The sequence below is a fragment of the Bradyrhizobium sp. BR 1433 genome, from assembly GCF_051547665.1.
Lineage (GTDB): Bacteria > Pseudomonadota > Alphaproteobacteria > Rhizobiales > Xanthobacteraceae > Bradyrhizobium > Bradyrhizobium australafricanum.
The window spans coordinates 7,306,407-7,322,483 of the sequence record NZ_JBPUGG010000001.1 but is presented as its reverse complement, the minus strand read 5'-3'; the positions used below and the strand labels follow the sequence as shown (position 1 = coordinate 7,322,483).

At 60.2% G+C, this 16,077-nt stretch carries 13 protein-coding genes and 3 pseudogenes; 2 read left to right on the top strand and 14 right to left on the bottom strand.

Annotated elements, in window-relative coordinates; translation table 11 throughout:
• Window positions 1-32: 32 nt before the first annotated feature.
• The 3 genes from ACSKB9_RS35270 to ACSKB9_RS35260 form a co-directional block, all read right to left on the bottom strand.
• Window positions 33-1,064 carry a dipeptidase gene (locus ACSKB9_RS35270; protein WP_438078961.1) on the bottom strand — a complete coding sequence of 344 codons (1,032 nt, stop codon included), beginning with the start codon at window positions 1,062-1,064 and terminating at the stop codon, window positions 33-35.
• 12 nt (window positions 1,065-1,076) lie between these two features.
• Window positions 1,077-2,570: an MFS transporter gene (locus ACSKB9_RS35265; RefSeq protein WP_438078959.1), complete on the bottom strand. Its 1,494-nt coding sequence runs from the start codon at window positions 2,568-2,570 to the stop codon at window positions 1,077-1,079.
• A 501-nt stretch (window positions 2,571-3,071) separates the two neighbouring features.
• Window positions 3,072-3,689: a TetR/AcrR family transcriptional regulator gene (locus ACSKB9_RS35260; protein WP_438078957.1), complete on the bottom strand. Its 618-nt coding sequence runs from the start codon at window positions 3,687-3,689 to the stop codon at window positions 3,072-3,074.
• 124 nt (window positions 3,690-3,813) lie between these two features.
• On the opposite strand from ACSKB9_RS35260, the gene ACSKB9_RS35255 reads away from it, so the two are divergent.
• Both ACSKB9_RS35255 and ACSKB9_RS35250 read left to right on the top strand, forming a co-directional pair.
• Complete coding sequence (locus ACSKB9_RS35255; protein ID WP_438078955.1) at window positions 3,814-4,965, top strand: 4-hydroxybenzoate 3-monooxygenase; 1,152 nt, start codon at window positions 3,814-3,816, stop codon at window positions 4,963-4,965.
• Between the two features lie 347 nt (window positions 4,966-5,312).
• Window positions 5,313-6,095 carry a LysR family transcriptional regulator gene (locus tag ACSKB9_RS35250; RefSeq protein ID WP_438078953.1) on the top strand — a complete coding sequence of 261 codons (783 nt, stop codon included), beginning with the start codon at window positions 5,313-5,315 and terminating at the stop codon, window positions 6,093-6,095.
• Window positions 6,096-6,236: 141 nt separating this feature from the next.
• Here the strand turns inward: ACSKB9_RS35250 and ACSKB9_RS35245 are convergent, their stop codons facing one another.
• From ACSKB9_RS35245 to trbB, 11 genes and pseudogenes are all read right to left on the bottom strand, one after another.
• The gene (locus tag ACSKB9_RS35245) at window positions 6,237-6,482 is read right to left on the bottom strand and encodes a DUF2274 domain-containing protein (RefSeq protein ID WP_283089908.1); all 246 of its coding nucleotides are present in this window, start codon (window positions 6,480-6,482) and stop codon (window positions 6,237-6,239) included.
• Window positions 6,483-6,489: 7 nt separating this feature from the next.
• Window positions 6,490-7,701, bottom strand: a complete 1,212-nt coding sequence (locus ACSKB9_RS35240) for a TrbI/VirB10 family protein (RefSeq protein WP_283089907.1) — start codon at window positions 7,699-7,701, stop codon at window positions 6,490-6,492.
• Window positions 7,698-8,731 (bottom strand): annotated as a pseudogene (gene trbG / locus ACSKB9_RS35235) (P-type conjugative transfer protein TrbG). The gene ACSKB9_RS35240 and the pseudogene trbG overlap by 4 nt, the downstream one beginning before the upstream one ends.
• Complete coding sequence (trbF, locus tag ACSKB9_RS35230) at window positions 8,728-9,411, bottom strand: conjugal transfer protein TrbF (RefSeq protein WP_283089905.1); 684 nt, start codon at window positions 9,409-9,411, stop codon at window positions 8,728-8,730. Before trbF ends, trbG begins: the two are co-directional and overlap by 4 nt.
• Window positions 9,412-9,511: 100 nt before the next feature.
• Entirely contained in the window at window positions 9,512-10,738 is a 1,227-nt protein-coding gene (gene trbL / locus ACSKB9_RS35225) for a P-type conjugative transfer protein TrbL (RefSeq protein ID WP_438078950.1), read from the bottom strand.
• Window positions 10,735-11,106 carry a putative entry exclusion protein TrbK-alt gene (gene trbK-alt, locus ACSKB9_RS35220; RefSeq protein ID WP_438078948.1) on the bottom strand — a complete coding sequence of 124 codons (372 nt, stop codon included), beginning with the start codon at window positions 11,104-11,106 and terminating at the stop codon, window positions 10,735-10,737. The genes trbL and trbK-alt overlap by 4 nt, the downstream gene beginning before the upstream one ends.
• Window positions 11,106-11,834: a P-type conjugative transfer protein TrbJ gene (gene trbJ, locus ACSKB9_RS35215; RefSeq protein WP_283089902.1), complete on the bottom strand. Its 729-nt coding sequence runs from the start codon at window positions 11,832-11,834 to the stop codon at window positions 11,106-11,108. Before trbJ ends, trbK-alt begins: the two co-directional genes overlap by 1 nt.
• Window positions 11,831-14,273: pseudogene (trbE, locus tag ACSKB9_RS35210) on the bottom strand (conjugal transfer protein TrbE). The gene trbJ and the pseudogene trbE overlap by 4 nt, the downstream one beginning before the upstream one ends.
• A gap of 9 nt (window positions 14,274-14,282) precedes the next feature.
• Window positions 14,283-14,546: a VirB3 family type IV secretion system protein gene (locus tag ACSKB9_RS35205; RefSeq protein WP_283089900.1), complete on the bottom strand. Its 264-nt coding sequence runs from the start codon at window positions 14,544-14,546 to the stop codon at window positions 14,283-14,285.
• A pseudogene (locus tag ACSKB9_RS35200) lies at window positions 14,546-14,873 on the bottom strand (TrbC/VirB2 family protein). Before ACSKB9_RS35200 ends, ACSKB9_RS35205 begins: the two are co-directional and overlap by 1 nt.
• Before the next feature lies 1 nt (window position 14,874).
• Window positions 14,875-15,837 carry a P-type conjugative transfer ATPase TrbB gene (gene trbB / locus ACSKB9_RS35195; protein ID WP_438080538.1) on the bottom strand — a complete coding sequence of 321 codons (963 nt, stop codon included), beginning with the start codon at window positions 15,835-15,837 and terminating at the stop codon, window positions 14,875-14,877.
• Window positions 15,838-16,077 lie beyond the last annotated feature (240 nt).

Genomic DNA, 16,077 nt, shown 5'->3' with positions numbered 1-16,077 from the left:
ACGCTCCGGATGCGGCGTGCCGATCGCCGTCTTCAGTTGGGAAGTACGGTGCGCAGGACCCGCAGCAGATTTCCCCCGCTGATCTTTTGAACATCCTCTTCAGAGTATCGCTCCTGGAGCGCAGCGATTAGCCTTGCCCGTCCGAGAACCTTCGGGCCGAGCTGATCCTCCATGCGATAGATGCGGTATTCCTCACCGAATGTGCGCTTGGATTTACCGGCGACGGAGTCGTAGCCCGGCAAGTAGGGCTGGATGCGCCGCGCATCCTTTTCGGATCGGTGCCAGTCATCCTGGGCGGTGAGACCGACGTGATTCGCTCCCACGAGCGATACGAGATGATCGATGTGCTTGAGAAAATTCTCCATGCTACCGGCCATTCTCGCGTCAGGACAGATCACTCCTCCCTTTTTTGCGGCAGCTTCGATCAACTCATCGGGCGCCGCCCGAAGGACCGCGTTGTTCTTCACACCAGCCCATTCGACCTTGGGGCCCGCTTGCATCAGGCGTCGGGCCATCGAATGCGAGAAGATCGTCGGATGCTCCGACAATTCGACGGCATCCATCGCCGTCTTGTCACCGACATGAGACAGGTCGATGACGATGCCACGGCGGTTCATGGCGCGAACTGCGCGCTGGCCGACCTCGCTGAGCCCCGAGTCATTGGCGGAGGAGAAACCACAACCGTAATAACTGTTCTCCCGAAATGCGAGACCGCAGCATCGTAGTCCCATGTCGGCGAACGCCTCGAGGAAATTCATGGTATCGCTGAGTGGCTTGGGATTCTGCAAACCTAGAAGCACACCGACGCGCTTGTTGGCGAGGCCGTTCTCCAGATCACCTTTCGTCTCGAGGAGGTAAGCGCGATCATGGCCTTCGACGATGCGTTTCACGGTCTGCAGGTTCTCGATGCTCTCGAGCGTATCGTCCCACGTATCATTCGCCGTGCAGCCGACTGCACCAACGCCTAGTTCGAGGCACTCGTCCAGGAAGCCGGGCGAAAGATCCTCGAACCACGAAGCTCCGATGCCGTTTACGATTGCGTCTGCTTCAACTTTCGCGTCCATGGAGATTTCCTTTCATGCTGAGGGGTTTCGAGTGGACAGCGGCACATCAGCGCCGATCATCGGCTTGCTGATCAAGCTGGGAGAACCTGACTGGCGGCGGGCGAGCGCAAAGCAGGCGATCCCGGACACCAGAAGAGGAGCGGCCGCCAGAAAGAACAGTTCGCTGAGCCCAACGCCGTGGGCGGCGAGTTCACCTGCCGCGACCGTGCTTAAAATGGCTCCTAATCGTCCAGCGCCAAAGGCCCATCCAGCTCCGCTGGAGCGGATAAAAGTGGGATAGATCATCGCTGCTATGGCGGCGAAACCGTACGCCGTGCCGAGAATGCAGAACCCCGCGGCGAATTCGGCGGCAAGCAAGACCGCGGCACTCGCCCTGTCGGCGAAACCGATAGCGACAGTCGGCGGGATGGAGAGCAGCATGAAGAACGCCATCACCGCCGAACCACGAATGTCGAGCGAACGCCCCAGCACTATTCCACCAACAACTCCGCCGATCTGGAAAACCGTCTGGCCAAGCGAAGCGACTACGGGTGGCAGATTTGTCGTGCTGAGGAGAGCCGGCGTCCAATTCAGGAGAAAAAAGTATGTCATGAAGTTGCCGATGATCGCGGTCCAGAGCAGGAGCGTTGACGATGTAAGCCCACCGCGGAAGAGTTGACTGAGGCTCACACCCGCTGGTCCGGCTTCTTGCCCGATGAGCTGTGCAGCCGATACGCTACGCAGTGGCTCGTGCGCCAGCATACGGAGCGTCCTCAATGCTTCGTCGTTTCGCGATCGAGCGACGAGGTAGGCTGGCGACTCGGGAAGCCAAATTGAGCAGGCAACTGCCACGATCAGCGGGAGGACTCCCCCGATCCAAAAGAGCGAGTGCCATCCATACGTGGCCATGAACAGCGATGAGACCACGCCCGGGAGAGCTCCGCCGAGCCCAATCCCCGAGTACATGACGGTGACCAGCATCGCTCGCTGTCTGGCAGGAGCAAACTCTGACGTGAGGGCTATCGCATTCGGAGCTGCACCGCCGAGGCCTACACCGGCCAACAGTCGCAGCACGAATAACTGATCCAGGCTGGTTGCGAATAGAACCAGGCCGGTGAACAGCGCGAACATACTGCATGCGCCGATAATCAACTTACGTCGCCCGAACCGGTCCCCCAACTGGCCGAAAAGCGCAGAGCCGATCATCATTCCTATGATCGACGCGCTCAGGACGGGTCCGAGCGCGGCAGCATTGTCGATACTCCAGGCCTTGGACAAACTCGGCAGGGCAAATGCCAGCACTGAAACGTCGTACCCTTCTAAGAGCACGACCACAAAGCAGATACCTATCACACGCAGGCTGAAGCTGTTCAGGCCTTGGTTATCTATGATGTGGGCAACGCTTATCCCGCGACAATGCGCTTCCTCCACGACGTCCTCCAATCCGGGCTTTTTGATTTTTCTTTTTTGATCTTTGCTTTCGGCGCCTCCGTGTTCGCGAAATGCTGCGCCGAAGTTCGGATTCATCTATCGGTCTGAAGGAAGAAGGCCCAATATTTATTTCGTAATTTAGTATTCACGGGAATGATAATGAAGCCGCGCGGGCGGGACCGGTCGGGCTATGCCATGCTTCTTTCGTTAGATGGCGGTAACCAGGCCGCTTACACCATTACTACACGACGTCGAGATGATCAGGCCGAGCCCACTTGAGCTGACGTTGGCATTCCGTGGACGGCTTGCGTTCGTGCGTCGGCGGTAGCTGCGCCCAGATGTTGCCGTGACGAAAGGCAGCTCCAAGCTTCGGAGGAAGTGCGTCGCAGTAGAAGGCACTCGCTCGGCCTATAGAGCAACCTTTCCGACTTCGAACGTGTAGCCTCCCCTCGGAAAGGTGGCGCAATATTCCGCTGTACTACCGACGCATTTTGAATCTGGCACATTCCTGGATCATTTTGTCGTTGTTTGCCCGGTGAGCGCCACGCATCCGAATTCCACGGTCGACCAACGCGTCTGGTCTACAATTGTCGCCACTTACGAGAGCTTGAATTGAGCTATCAGCATGTCACTGAGGAGATCGGCCTGGCGGATGAGATACGCCCCGGAAGTCTGCTCGTCCGTTGTTCTCTCCGCGAAACTCGTGATCAGCAGCACGACGAAATTGACATTGAAATCGAGCTCGTCGGGCGTCTGGTCTTTCACCGCTTCCTTAATGAACCCTCCGATGAGTTCCACACCCTTCGAGATCAGAGCCTGGAACTCCTCCGTATCCTTCAGGTCGATCGAGGCGGCACGCAAGGCCCGCCGCAGGTCCGCTTCGGCCGCCTCGACTATGAAGAATTCGCGGATGAAGTCCCTTAGCCTCCTCGCGTGATCGCGACCCCGTTGACGTAGAATGGGCAACAGCTTGGCAAGCTGCTTCTCCCAGTTCAACTTGATGATGTGGAAGAGGAGCGCCTCCTTATTCGGGAAGTACTGATAGAACGAGGCAATGTTGACGCCCGCCTTCTCGACGACCTTGTTGGCCGTGAAACCCGCCCGCCCGTGATGCGTCAGAATGTAAGTAGCTGCCTCGACGATAGCGCCGACGGTCGCGATCGATCTCTGCTGCTTTGCACGTTTTTTCAGTACGATATCGATCTTCCGTGTCATCCGAACGAACCTCATCGGGAATATGATTAGCAATGTAACTTTTCACTTATATACTTTAAGCCACCAATATCCAACAGGAACGGTGGAAGGAATACTCATGACATCTAGTCGCGAAGAGACCGCGGTGGTCATTATCGGAGCCGGGGTGGCCGGACTGACGCTTGCGACCTTCCTGCAGAAATCCGGTGTGCCTTGCGTCGTGCTGGAGCGGCGCCACCGCGCGTACATCGAACTGCGTCAGCGCGCCGGTGTCGTCGATGCCCGCGGGGTGCAGATGTTCGAACGCTGGGGGCTAGCTGATCGGCTGCTCGCCGGCCCGATCGCCCAGACGATCGATTATCGGGTAAACGGCCGCGGTCGCGTTTTCAAGATCATCGCGGACGACGGAAGCGCCGGTCGGTTCTGCACCCAGCAAATGCTCATCAGCAATCTCTTGCGGGAGTTCATCGATGCCATGAGCGGTAACATTCGGTTCAACGTCACCGACGCGGTGATCCGAAACGAAGAGAATCATCGTCCGCAGGTCACCTATTCCGATGCGAGCGGATCTCACGAGTTGGTCTGCGACTATATCGTCGGGTGCGATGGTGATCGCGGTATCAGCCGATCGTCGATCCCGCCTGGCACCTTGACCAAGTACAGCCATGAATTCGGCTATGCGTGGCTGGCCGCCCTCGTGGACGCGCCTGTCACCGGACATCCGATCATGGGCGTGAGTGATTACGGCTGTGTTGCACAGCTTCCTCGTGGCCCGCACAGGAGCCGCTATTACCTGCAGTGTGCACTAAGTGATGGTCCCGAAGACTGGCCAGATCAACGGCTCTGGGACGAGATCCGGCTACGGCTCTGCGATAAGACGATCGAAAACGCCACGGTTCACGACAAATTCTTCGTTCCGCTGCGTTGCGTTGTCTATTCGCCAATGCAGTACGGTAATCTGTTCCTTGCCGGGGATGCCGCGCACCTTGTTCCTCCAGCCAGTGCCAAAGGGATAGATCTCGCTTTAGGGGACGTGGACGTTCTGGCCGAGGCATTACTGCTCGCCGTACGCGATGACGACTTATCGGCGTTGAAGAACTATTCCGCCACGTGCCTGCCGCGTATCTGGAATTATCAGGATTTCAGTGTTTGGATGACCGACATGATGCATGATGCCGGGGATCCCACGCAGCAAGGTACGTTTCGTCAGATGACGGCACGCGCTCGTCTCGACAACTTGATCAACTCGTCGACGGCTGCTCGCCTGCACAGTGAATACCATCGAGGAACGAACTGAAGCTACGCCGGCGGGCCAGATGGCCCGCCGGCGGTTCCTATCGCGAACATCAGGCCCGATATCGCCACAGTGATAACCTTCTAGTGGAGCGGATTCTCAGGCGCGCAACTGGCCCCCCAAACCGCATTGGAGACGCGTCCAGGATCGGAAACGCTTTCGTTGTCGTCGGCTAACCGAGATGTGGATTGAGGTTATCACCAGGCTCAGCGCCGCGGTTACCCACACCGGACCCGTTCTTTGGGCACCGGTGATGCTGGCAGCCGCCTAAACCGAAATAGCTATCGTAACAGCAAAACCCTGTTCAAGGGCGCGCCGTTTCCCATCTTTCAACTTGGCGGAGTATGAATATGAGGGAGCTTGATAACACAACCAGCAAGCGGCGTACATTTGCGATCGATCTACAGCACCTTCGATTTGCCGTTGCCGCATCTGAGTGTGGAAGTCTTCGGCAAGCTGCCGAGCGGCTGGTGGTTCCTCATTCCGTGCTAAGTCGTTCAATTGCGCAGCTAGAACATCTGGTTGGGACGCCACTGTTTGAACGGTCGAGTGGCGGCGTGAAACCCACGCTAGCAGGCCGAGGCGCTTTGCGCATTGCAAGTCTGATCCTGGAACAGGTTGATTCGCTCGTCGAGACCGGACGCTCGATTGGTGGAGGAAAGGTTGGTCGTATTTCGCTAGGTCTTTGCACCTCTATCTCCGCGGGAAACCTGCGCGCCACGCTTCTCGAGTTTCGGAAGCGCTTCCCGCAAATCGAGCTGGCCGCGCTGGAACGCTCGCGTCTCCGCCTAATGAATGCCCTTCGTGATGGGACAGTCGACGTCGTTATCAGTCCTGGACGTTTGGCCTCGGCAGGCAGCAGGACACTTTCGCTCTGGAGCGAGCGAATACTAATCGCATTGCCGCAAAATCACGTCTTCGCAACCCGCGACGCGATATATTGGACGGATCTTCGGAGTGAGACGGTACTTTTAAGTCGGTATGATCCAGGCCGTGAACTCGAGGACCTCCTTGTCTCCAAGCTCTTATCACCTGAGGATCGGCCCAAGGTCGAGTGGCACGATGTAAGCTGCGGGATTATTAAGAGCCTCGTGAGCATGAGCCTCGGAGTTAGCCTCGTCATGGAGTTCTGACAGTGGCGCAAGTTTCGCCGGCCTCGTCTATCGTGAACTGCGAGACGGAGTGGGATCGAGTAGGATAGAGTTGTCGGCTCATTGGCGACCTGACAATGACAATCCGGCATTGAACAAGCTGCTGGATCTCCTAACCGAGCGCTACCCCTCTCCCTCGCCGCCCCTCGGTGAATGACTGGCGTGCCGCAACTTCGAAAAGGCCCTGTCAGTGGCCATAAATCGAGTGAGCATTGGAGCAATCAACTTTGCCGGATCTACAGATTGACCTGTCTGTTGTGCCAAAGCTTCAGCGTAGGCGACTAGATCTCGATGTACGGGCGCTGGTAGCTCGACAGTTACCTTCACTGGCTTTTCGTCTTGAAGGGCCACGATTTTTAGCTTTGCCATTGGGTTGTCATCCTCTGTATGGCTCAAGAACGAGATCGCGATCGACAATGACACGGACCGGGAAGCCTGGGCGTATCGTCAGCGTCGGCTGAATATTGAGGCTGCGCCGAACCACCTGCTGTCCAGTTTGGTTCAGCGAGTCGGAGGCGCCATGCCGCAACGCCTGGATGATGGCGCTGTCGTTGCTATTGGTGTCGGATCCTGCACCGAGTTCTGTCCCGACAGCCAAGAACGTCGACAGCGCAGCCGCCTTGAATAGCTCACCCCAGTGATTGTCGACCTGGTCTTCGAGGCCTGCATAGCCGGCGGTGTCAGCGCCAGGCTGCCGCTCGAGAACGATGGACCGTCCATTCGGCATGATCAGCCGGGTCCAAACGAGGAGGACGCGGGACTGGCCGAAAGTGACCTCGCTATCGTAAATGCCGATCAGACGCGCTCCCTGAGGCACAAGAAGAAAGCGGCCAGTCGGCGTGTCAAAGACATTCTCGGTGACCTGCGCGGTAATTTGGCCAGGCAGGTCGGATCGGATTCCGGTGATCAGCGCTCCTGGAATGACCGTCCCAGCCTGCACAATGTATGGTGAAGCAGGCTTGGTGACGCGGTCCGGGCTTACCGTGCGACGTTCCACAGAAGCGTTCACAAAAGCAAGTTTTCGGTCCTGCGCGTTTTGCGCAGATCCATCGTCGCCGGTGCTCGTTGCGTTCGGCGGCACGACGCGTTCGCTTCCAACCGCCGCAGCCGCGGGCGGACGCGTATCTCGTCCATTGGTCGAAGCGAACAGATGACTGGTGCGGGCTGCTTCGGTCTCTTGATCCCGGCGCTGCTGGTCCGGATCAGCGCCGATCGTCGGCAACTGGCCTTGAGCGGCAAGGATCGGTCGACCGAGGTCCCCGGGGAGCGGCGGACCGAGCTGCGGGATTGGCTGGCGCGGAACAGCAGCGTAGTCCTTCGGCAGCATCGTAATGCCGTCGGCAACATTGTGGTGATCGGTGCTGTAAAGCTCATCGGCCGCCTGGTTTCGAGGACGGTTGCTCTGTAATGACCACAAAACAGCGCCACTGATGACAAGCAAGGCAACCGCGCTGGCTCCGGCAAGGACCTTGCGCGACAACCGTGTCACGCGCGGATGCTCCGCTCTCAGGCGGAAGCTCCCGGGCCGGTCCTCTTGTGTCTGTGGCGGCACCGATTGCTCGTGATCGTTCCCACTCCCGCTGTTCATGACGACGGCCTCCCGTCCGTCCTGACAATCCTGACATTCTGCTGGTGCTCACCGCCGAGCCGGAGTTCGGCGGCTGCAAACAGCCGATCGACGATCAATACGTTGCCGTAGGTGCGATAGTTGACGACCTCGGTCTTGCCATCCGGGCCGATGACAAAGAGCGGTGGCATCTCGCCCTGCACAATGCCTTTAGGGAATTCGACATAGACCTTGCGGCCATCGTCATATGCGGCGAGCGGTCGCCAGGCCGGGCTGTCCCCTTCAATCGCGTAGCGGGAGATGCGCTGCGCCTGCTCCGGAAGAACGGGTCGCAAAGCGACTGAACGCGACTGTTCGCGCACGGTCTCCGGATAGTACCAAGCTACGGTTGGCATGTACGGCCGCGCGCGGGAGCGGAGCTCGATCAGGTAGGTACGCCGGTCGGTGTTGACGACGAGGTTGGTCTCGATCGACGCGCGGGTTGGCTTTACCAAGATATGGACGCGTCGCGTGTCGCCGTTCCCACTCTCGGTATCGCCTACGACCCAGCGCACCGTGTCGCCGGCCGCGATGGGTCCTGATCCCGTCAACTGCTCTCCTTCCTCGAGCGCAATATCCGTAATTTGTCCGGGAGCGGCGTACACCTGGTAGAGCGCTCCCGGACTAAAGGCGTAGATTTGAGCCGCGTTGAAATATCCCCGCTTGCGCGGTTCGACCCGGGCCGCGCTGTTTGCTGTCTCAACGCGGCTCACGGGTTCAGGCTCTTCCTTCCCCCTGACTTGCCGCCCAGAGCCGGCTTCCAGAGCGGTGGGACATGAAGCGGTCGCGGTCGGTCGTCGAGAGACACTGGAGGTGCCGGCAACGGAGGAACTTCAGCGTCGTAGCTGATCTCCGGGGGTATGTAAGTCGCGCATCCACCAAGCGCTGACGAACAAGACAGGAGAGCGAACAGAAATGCTCGCCTCGAGGTCACGAACCCAGACCAGGGCGAATTGAGCCTCCTGTTCTGAACGGGACGCTTCAAGTAAACGTCAGACGGCATCTCGGTCACTGACTCAACTCCTTCGACCAGTTGATGGCGTGGACGTAGACGCCAAGGGGATTCTTGCGCAGGCGTTCGGCATCGCGCGGCGGCTCGATCACGATCGTGAGAATGGCGGTCCAACGCTCGGTCGAGCTCAGCGAACCGTTGTCGTAGGTGCGCTGGGTCCACGCGACTCGAAAGCTTTCCGACGACGCACGAATGACGCTCGAGACGTCGACGGAGATTTGCGCCTTCCCCAGCTTGGCAAAGGGGTCATTGTTGCGCGCGTAGTCATTGAGCGCGGCCGCGCCGCGATCAGTCGTAAAATCATAGGCCCTGAGCCAGTTCTGGCGCAGTACGATCCCGTCCGCCGGCAGGCCTCTCACATCTTCGATAAAGCGCGCCAGATGGTAGGCGATCTGCGCGTCAGTAGGCTGATAGTCGAAGTTGGCTGGCGCAACCCTTTGCGCCTGTCCCAGACGATCGACTTCGACCACCCAAGGCGTGATCGATCCTTGGCTCGAATGCCAAACAAGGCCCACGGCGAGGCCAGCGGACAGCGTCAAGCAGCCGAACGCCATCAGGCGCCAGTTCTTGGCTTGCAAGCGCGCCGAACCAATGCGTTCGTCCCAAACCTGCGCTGCCTTTTGATAAGGCGTAACCGGCTCGGGCATGCGCCCGTAGTGAACGGATGGTCGTTTGAACATCGATGATTGCCCCTGAGCTCAAGTGATCAGTTTCAAGTCGTGCGGTATCCGGATTTCTGATGCGGTCCGTGACGCGTGACGAACGTGCATTGGCCGCGTGTCAGCGCTCTCCTTCAGACAAATCGACAGAAGAGCCGCTGCCGCCGTGATCGCCTGAGCGAACCGCCTGTCCGGCTGCCGACGCACCGTGCCGAATGGTCTCGGCACGCTTCATGCGCCGCGCCCAATCGGGCTGCCCTTCGGCCGAAGTGCTCGCGGCCTGCTCGCCCGCTTGCCCCCCGCTGAGGGCAACCCCGGCGCGGCGCAACGGGCTCATGGCAGCCGAACCACCAGCCTCTGCGACGCCGGTAAGGCCGCCTCTTCGATAGGCGGCGGATGCGCCGCTCAAGACGGCACCGCCACCACGAGCGACGCCTGCCATCGCTCCGCCAGCGACACCAGCACCGCCGGCGGCGAGGCCTGCACCAGCCGCAACAATGCCGCCAGCGGCAAGGCCCGTTCCAATCGCGGCGCCGGCGCCGAGCTGCGGCCCGCCGGACACCAGGCCGTTTGCGATTCCTGGACCGAAGATACCCAGCCCGAGCAAGGAGAGCGCCGCGAGCACCAAGGTCATAGCGTCCTCAATGGTCGGCTGTGCGCTGCCAAAGCCAGTGGTGAATTGCGAGAACAGGGTAGATCCGATGCCGACAATGACGGCCAGGACCAAGACCTTGATCCCGGAGGATATGACGTTGCCCAGGACCCGCTCTGCCGCGAAGGCGGTCTTGCCAAACAAGCCGAAGGGAATGAGGACGAAGCCGGCCAGCGTCGTGAGCTTGAACTCGATCAGGGTGACGAAGAGCTGGATCGCCAGAATGAAGAAGGTGAGCAGCACCACGACCCACGCGAACAGGAGAACGACGATCTGAACGAAATTCTCGAAGAAGCTGATGTAGCCCATCAGGTTCGAGATTGAGTCGAGCAGCGGTCGACCGGCGTCGAGCCCGACTTGGGCGATCTTTCCCGGCCGCAGAAAATCAGATGCGGATAGGCTTGCGCCGGATGCTTTCAGCCCAAGACCGGCAAAGCTCTCGAAGACGATGCGCGCCAGGCTGTTCCAGTTGCCGATGAGGTAGGCAAAGCAGCCCACGAAAAGCGTCTTCTTGACGAGGCGCGCGATGATGTCCTCGTCCGGCCCCCAACTCCAGAACAACGCGGCGAGCGTGATGTCGATCGCCGCAAGGGTCGTTGCGAGATATCCGACATCGCTACCCAGTAGCCCGAAGCCGTTGTCGATATAACGGGTGAACGTTTCCAGGAACTGGTCGATGATTCCGGTGCCGGTCATGGCTTGCTCGCCTCAGGCGCCGCCAGATGATGATATCCTTGCGGGATCCGGCTCTGATCCTTTGGGGCTGGCGCCAAGCGTGCGACAGAATCACCGCGGCCAGTACCTGCGGCACCGTCATTCTTGACAAAGAAACGGCGGCGGTTTTCGGCCCAAACCTCCCTGCAATGCTGATAACGTGCCGCTTCCACAGCAGTTACGCTGCCGCAGCGTGCGAGGTCAGAGCTCGTTGCACCAGTCGTCTGCTCCGCCTTCGGCGACTGCGGAGAATCATCTCCACCGCGGAGCTGAATCGTGCAGGCAGCAACGGCGAATACGCCGATCGTCGTAAGCAGCGACAACGCCTTGAACGCCCTTACATCGGTCATCAGTGGAACATCCGCACGTCTTGGGACTGATAGCCCTGTCCCGGTGTCAGAAACCGCCTAAGCTGTTCTCTTCCCTGGTCCTGGGCCGAGGCGCGCTGCGCCGCTTCAAGGCTCTGTGCCCTGCCCTGCGCCGCCACGGCAGCTGTCAGATCGGCGAGTTGTTGTGCCTGAAGCGCAAGGATCTGATTGCCGGCCTGGGTTGCCTGCAGGGCGCCACTGGCACCCTGGCTCGAGGTCACGAGCGCAGTCGTCTGGATTCGGTTGGTGTCGAGATTACCGACGACGCCGGCCTGGACACGGAGCGCATCCTGTAATGCGGCGACAGAATTCTGCCACCGCGACTGAGCGTTGGTGATCAGCGCCTGGCCGGTTTGGCTGCCCGTAACCGGCGCATAGCTGGTCGAGAACGCGCGATCGATCTGCTGGACGTCGTAGGCGATCCGCTGGGCCTGCGCCAGCAATTGCTGGGTGCGCTGGATCGATGATTGCAGTTGCTGCAGCGACGAATACGGCAAGTTTGCCAGGTTCTTTGCCTGATTGATCAGCATCTGCGCCTCGTTCTGCAACGAGGTGATCTGGTTGTTGATCTGCTGCAGCGTCCGCGCGGCGGTCAGAACATTCTGAACGTAGTTGCTGGGATCGAAGACGATCAGCGCCCGTGCGGGCATCGCGACGCCAAGTACGAGAGCGATGGTACAAGCAGTCACCAAGACGCCAAGACGCCTCATAGCGATTTCTCCAGATTGACGAGATTGGGGATCAGGTCCGTGGCCCAGGCGACGCCACGGTGCTGCAACCAAGCCGGCACGAAACCATCAGCTCCATGTTCGGCGAGGATCTGCGCGATGGCGGCCTGGTCCGTCTTGGAAGAGGCTGCGGTGAATGCGAGCGCGACCTCACCGAGGCCAAGTTCGAACATCCGGTTGCCGCGACGGGACTGGCAGTAGTAGTCGCGCTTCGGCGTGGCCCGGCTCAGGAGCTCGATCTGGCGGTCGTTGAGGCCAAAGCGTCGGTAAATGGCCGTGATCTGCGGCTCGATTGCCCGCTCATTTGGCAGCAACAAGCGCGTTGGGCAGCTTTCGATGATCGCCGGCGCGATTGCGGAGCCATCAATGTCCGAAAGCGACTGGGTGGCGAAGATGACGGACGCGTTCTTCTTCCGAAGCGTCTTCAGCCATTCCCGGAGCTGGCCGGCAAAATCCTCGTCGTCGAGGGCAAGCCAACCTTCATCGACAATCAGGAGGGTCGGCCGGCCGTCGAGGCGGTCCCCAATCCGGTGGAACAGATACGCCAGCACGGCAGGCGCTGCGCTCGTTCCGATCAGCCCTTCGGTCTCGAACGCCTGAACCGCCCCTTCCCCAAGGCGCTCGTATTCGGCATCTAGCAGGCGCCCGGAGGGACCGCCCAGACAATAGGGCTGCAGAGCACGTTTCAGGGAGTTCGATTGCAGCAGGACAGACAGGCCCGTCAAGGTCCGTTCCTGCATCGGCGCCGAGGCGAGAGACGTCAGCGCCGACCACAGATGATCCTTGACCTCAGGGGTGATCTCGATCTTTTCCCGCGCCAGGATCGCGGCGATCCATTCGGTTGCCCATCCGCGCTCGGAAGGATCGTCGATCCAGGCCAGCGGCTGCAACGCAACCGGCTGGTCACCTCCGTCAGACAATGCGCCGCCGAGATCGTGCCAATCACCGCCCATGGCGAGCGCGGCCGCTCGGATCGAACCGCCAAAATCGAACGCAAAGACCTGAGCATTTTGGTAGCGGCGGAACTGCAGCGCCATCAGCGCCAGCAATACGGACTTACCAGCCCCCGTCGGTCCCACTACGAGGGTATGGCCGACGTCACCGACATGAAGCGAGAATCGGAACGGTGTTGATCCCTCAGTCTTGCCGAAAAGGAGGGGCGCACCTTCGAAATGCAGATCCCTCGCCTCGCCCGCCCACACGGCCGACATCGGAATCATGTGAGCGAGGTTGAGCGTCGAAACCGGCGGCTGCCGCACGTTGGCGTAGACGTGCCCGGGCAAGCTGCCGAGCCAGGCTTCAACGGCATTCACCGTCTCGATCATGCAGGTGAAATCGCGGCCCTGGATGACCTTCTCGACCAAACGGAGCTTTTCATCGGCTGCACCGGGATCGGCGTCCCACACGGTGATGGTCGCCGTGACAAAGGCTTGTCCGATCTGGTCCGAGCCCAACTCCTGCAGCGCTGCGTCGGCGTCGATTGCCTTATTGTGGGCGTCGGTATCAAGGAGCGTTGACGCCTCGTTGGTCATGACCTCCTTGAGAATGGCGCCGATGGATTTCCTCTTGGCGAACCATTGGCGGCGGATCTTGGTCAGCAGCTTGGTGGCATCGGTCTTGTCGAGCATGATCGCGCGAGTTGACCAACGATACGAGAATGCCAGGCGATTCAGGTCATCTAGAATTCCCGGCGTCGTCGCGCCCGGAAAGCCGACAATCGTCAGAACGCGCACGTTGGCTGACCCCAGCATCGGCTCGAGCCCACCTGTCAGTGGCTGGTCGGCCAACAGCGCATCGATGTACATCGGTATTTCGGGCACCCGAACGCGATGACGCTTGGTCGAGATGGTCGAGTGCAGATAGGTCAGCGTGTCCTGATCATCGAGCCAGCCGCATTCGGGCATGAACCCTTCAACTAGTTGCAGTACGCGGTTGGTTTGATCGACAAACCCGCGGAGCACCTCGCGCGCGTCGGCTCCAACAGTGCGATCGCGGCCTTCATAGAGCAGTCGCTCCGCCCTAGCGGCCCCCTCCTCCGGCGGCAGATAGAGGAACGTCAGATAATAGCTGGAACTCGTAGTGGGCGCCCGCCTCTTCGAACTGGGCTCTGCGCTCGGCGTCGACCAGTGCGGATGCGACATCCGGAAAGGTGTTCGGCGGGTAAGCACCCGCAAAATGGCGCTGAGCCTCAACGAAGACGGCCCAACCTGATCCCAGTCGGCGCAAGGCGTTGTTTAGACGCCCGGCGACGGCGACAAGCTCAGCCGGCACCGCGCTATCAAGGTCGGGGCCGCGAAATTTCGCCGTCCGTTGGAATGAGCCATCCTTGTTTAGGATGATGCCCTCGTCGACGAGGGCTGCCCATGGCAGGAAGTTGGCGAGACGCGCGTTGGAATGGCGGTATTCGGCAAGGTTCATCATGATGGGAGCTCAGGTGTTGAGATGGCCAGGAATGCGCAGATGTCGGCGCACGACGTCGACGAAAGCGGGATCACGCTTTGCGGCCCAGACGGCGGCCATATGGCCGATGAACCAGAGCACGAGACCGGCGATCCAGAGCCGCAGTCCAAGTCCAAGGGCCGCCGCAAGCGTGCCGTTGACGATCGCGACCGACCGCGGCGCGCCGCCCAACAGAATTGGTTCGGTGAGTGCGCGGTGAACGGGCACGACAAAACCTGCGACCGGTTCATCCATCAGATCACCACGCCGCCGCCGAAGGAGAAGAACGACAGGAAGAAGCTCGAGGCTGCAAACGCGATCGACAGACCGAACACGATCTGGATCAGCCTGCGGAAACCACCGGACGAATCGCCGAACGCGAGCGTCAGCCCGGTCACGACGATGATGATGACGGCGATGATCTTGGCGACTGGGCCTTCGACCGATCTGCAGGATCTGATTGAGTGGCTGCTCCCACGGCATGTTCGAGCCAGCGGCCCATGCCGGCGCCGGCGGCAAAAGCACCATGCCGGACGCGGCTAGCGATGCGGCCTGCCGAAGAACGCGAAACTCCAAACGCATGTCAGTCTCCTGCTGATGAAACGACGTAGTCGCCGGCGGCACCAAGCCCCGTGACGAGGGCGAGCTCAGCGAGGCGGCGGTCAGCGCCGCGCCCCGCAAGCACAGCAACGAGGTTGATGGTCTCGGCGATTAGGGCGCGCGGAACCGTGATGACGGCTTCCTGGATGAGTTGCTCGAGCCGCCGTAGCGCGCCCAGCGCGGTACCCGCATGGATGGTCCCGATGCCGCCGGGATGACCGGTGCCCCAGGCCTTGAGCAGATCGAGCGCTTCCGCACCGCGGACCTCGCCGACGGGAATGCGATCCGGACGCAGTCGCAGCGAAGAGCGGACAAGATCCGACAGCGTCGCCACGCCATCTTTAGTCCGCAAAGCTACAAGATTGGGCGCCTTGCACTGAAGTTCGCGTGTATCTTCGATCAGCACGACCCGATCGGTGGTCTTAGCCACCTCGGCCAAGAGCGCATTCGTCAACGTTGTCTTGCCGGTCGATGTGCCACCGGCGACGAGGATGTTCTTACGAGCGGCGACCGCATCCCTAAAGATCTTGGCCTGCTCTGAATTCATGATGCCCTTGGCGACATAGTCGTCGAGCGTAAACACGGCGACCGCGGGCTTGCGGATGGCAAAGGCAGGGGCAGCAACGACCGGAGGCAACAGACCTTCGAAGCGCTCGCCAGTCCCAGGCAGTTCAGCCGACACGCGCGGCGAGCCGGCATGCACCTCCGCGCCGACGTGATGCGCCACCAGCCGGACGACGCGCTCACCATCCGCCGCGGAGAGAGTTTCTCCCGTGTCGATCAACCCATTTGACAGCCGGTCGATCCACAGCCGCCCATCTGGATTAAGCATGACCTCGATGATCGCTTCATCATCGAGGTAGCCCGCGATCGCTGTGCCAAGCGCGCTGCGCAGCATTCGCGCACCGCGCGAATTCGCCTCCGATTGAATGGACTGGATTGCCATTGCCGCCCCACCGAACGAGAACGTCAAAAGCCGCTCTCAGATGGGGATGATTAGAAAAGGCACTAATGGGCATAGTGCAAGAAGCGCTCTCGTTGAGCGTAGATCAGCGTATAAAAGGAAAGGTTGGGAATTATGGCCCGGGCTCACCGCGCAGCTTGGCCTGATCGAATCGACGGGATCGAGGGCCTATGCCGTCAAAAGCGGCGTTGGGCCAAAATTTATCCGCTATGCAATCGCACC